This window comes from Flavobacterium sp. (genome assembly GCF_035760125.1).
In the GTDB taxonomy this organism is placed as follows: domain Bacteria; phylum Bacteroidota; class Bacteroidia; order Flavobacteriales; family Flavobacteriaceae; genus Flavobacterium.
Genome location: NZ_DASTTN010000413.1, coordinates 1 through 2,384, shown reverse-complemented (window position 1 = coordinate 2,384; position 2,384 = coordinate 1). Strand labels below are relative to the sequence as shown.

General features: G+C 34.4%; 2 protein-coding genes. Both read left to right on the top strand.

The window, feature by feature from the left end; all coding sequences use genetic code 11:
• A partial coding sequence (locus tag VFS71_RS14590) for a tetratricopeptide repeat-containing sensor histidine kinase (protein WP_326402133.1) occupies nt 1-1,470 on the top strand: 1,470 nt, incomplete at its 5' end.
• Nucleotides 1,463-2,209: a response regulator transcription factor gene (locus VFS71_RS14585; RefSeq protein ID WP_326402132.1), complete on the top strand. Its 747-nt coding sequence runs from the start codon at nt 1,463-1,465 to the stop codon at nt 2,207-2,209. The genes VFS71_RS14590 and VFS71_RS14585, both read left to right, overlap by 8 nt.
• The last annotated feature ends 175 nt before the right edge of the window (nt 2,210-2,384 follow it).

Below are 2,384 nucleotides of genomic sequence, written 5' to 3'. Positions count from 1 at the left end.
AGAGAAAAAAAGCTATATAAAGAAGCGGAAAAAGAACTTGTTCAAGTTTCTGAAAAATTTTCATTTTACCCATTTGTTTATTACAATTTTGGTGTTATCTATTTAAGCCTTGAAAAATACCAAAAAGCAATTGATTATTACCTAAAAGCAGAAAGTTCATTAATAAAAGAAAAAAGAAAAGCTCAAATCGGTAATATCTATGAAAATATAGGAATTTGCTACATCCATTTAAAACAATTTGACAAAGCAGAAGACTATTTATTAAAAAATACTAAATTATTGCAATCCAAAACTGATACTCTGTCTCTATTTGATACCTATACAAATACTGCCAATCTTTATTATGAACAATACAAGGATTTGGAAGCTATAAGTTATTTCGAAAAAGCTTATCAATTGTCACAAAATATTAAAGATTTTGATGCTAAAAGAAAAGCATCATTAAACATGGCAGTTGTAGAGGAAAATAGAGGCAACTTCAAAGAAGCTTTAGCTTACAGAAAAGAATCCGGAAAATGGAAAGACTCCCTCAACAACCAAAACAAAGTGTGGGCACTCGCAGATTACGAGAAAAAATATGCCGTAGCACAAAAACAAAAACAAATCTCTGTACTTAAGATTGAGAACAAACTAAAAGATACCCAACGTAATACTATGTTTTTTTCCACGCTGGGCTTATTATTACTTCTAGTAGGAGGTGTTTATGTCTATGCCCAAAAAGTAAAAAATGCGAAAATCATCCTTGCCCAAAAAGTAAAACTGGACGAACTCAACGCGACTAAGGATCAATTGTTCTCTATTGTGAGTCATGATTTGCGTTCCTCTGTCAACGCCTTAAAAACTAGCAACACCAAATTAACCGCTTCTCTAGAAACCAAAAACTACAACCAACTCGACCAACTCCTACATCAAAATAGCGCGATTGCAAACGGCGCTTACAGTTTACTAGACAACTTACTTCATTGGGCTTTGTTGCAAACCAAGCAATTGTATTTCCATAAAGATTCAGTTCACCTACATTCAATCGTGCAACAAATAGAATACAACTACAAACCGTTACTACTCGACAGAACCATAACTTTTGAGAATGCCGTTTCCAAAAATAGTTTTATATTCGTAGATCTCGATTCGCTAAAAATTGTATTGCGCAATCTGCTAGACAATGCTATCAAATTCTCCCATGATAATGGTGAGATTAGGATTTATACAATAGAAACAAATACTAATTTTTGTCAACTCGTGATTCAGGACAGCGGTTTAGGAATGAATCAAGACACCATAAACGAATTGCTACAGGAAAATGAGTTACTGGCCAAGAAAAGCAATTCGGAGATTATAGGAACTGGTTTAGGCATGCAATTGTGCAAACAAATGATCAAGAAAAATGGCGGAACGCTAGCCATAGAAAGCGAACCCAACAAAGGAACCAAAATAATATTGACGTTCCCAAAAACAGAACAAAATGGATAACATCAATGTACTTATTATAGAAGACACGCCAGAACAAAGTGATGCACTCAGCAAAGTCTTACTGGCTAATAAATACAATATTGTAGGTGTTGCCCAAAATTATACTGATGCACTGACTTTATTCTATCAAAATACCGTGGACATCATTGTTATAGATGTTTTTCTCGACGGAAAACCAGATGGCATAACCTTTGCCGAAACCATCAACATTGTACCAAACGCATCCAAACCTTTTGTTTTTTTGACTAGTTCTCAAGACCGTCAGATTTTTGAAAGAGCCAAACTCACCAAACCTTTCAGTTTCCTGATGAAGCCCTTCAATGAGCTGGAAATTCTATATGCTCTTGAAATGGCTGTCGAAAAATTCTACGAACAAACCAATGTATTTTTGAGTGAAGACCAAAACACCGTAATCAGCAATGATTATCTATTCATCAAAAAGAAAAATGCTTTGAAAAAAGTGTCTTTACAAGACATCATCTACATAGAAGTAGAAGAACGCTATTGTAACATCATTACCGAAAAAGAAAAATTTGTCATCTTGATTTCACTAACAAAAATCAGTGCGCTTCTGGATAAAGACAAATTTATCAGAACCCACAGAAACTACATCGTAAACGCTGATAAAATTGAAGAAATCATCCTGGCTGATAATCTAATCATCCTTAAAGGTAACCACAAAATAAACCTTAGTGATACCTATAAAGATTTCATCAAGAAAATGAACATTATATCGTAACAACTCCTTTTTTAAATATCCCAAACTTCTTCCATAGCATCTTTTTTTTTCTTTCTGCCTAATGTTAGGCTTTTTTTCCAAAAATTGAATATGCCGGCTGTTTAGCCCTGATGGAAGTGGCATCCCATCCCGCTTTTTCTGCGGGATGGAATATAGCGGACAGCAGGAATCCATC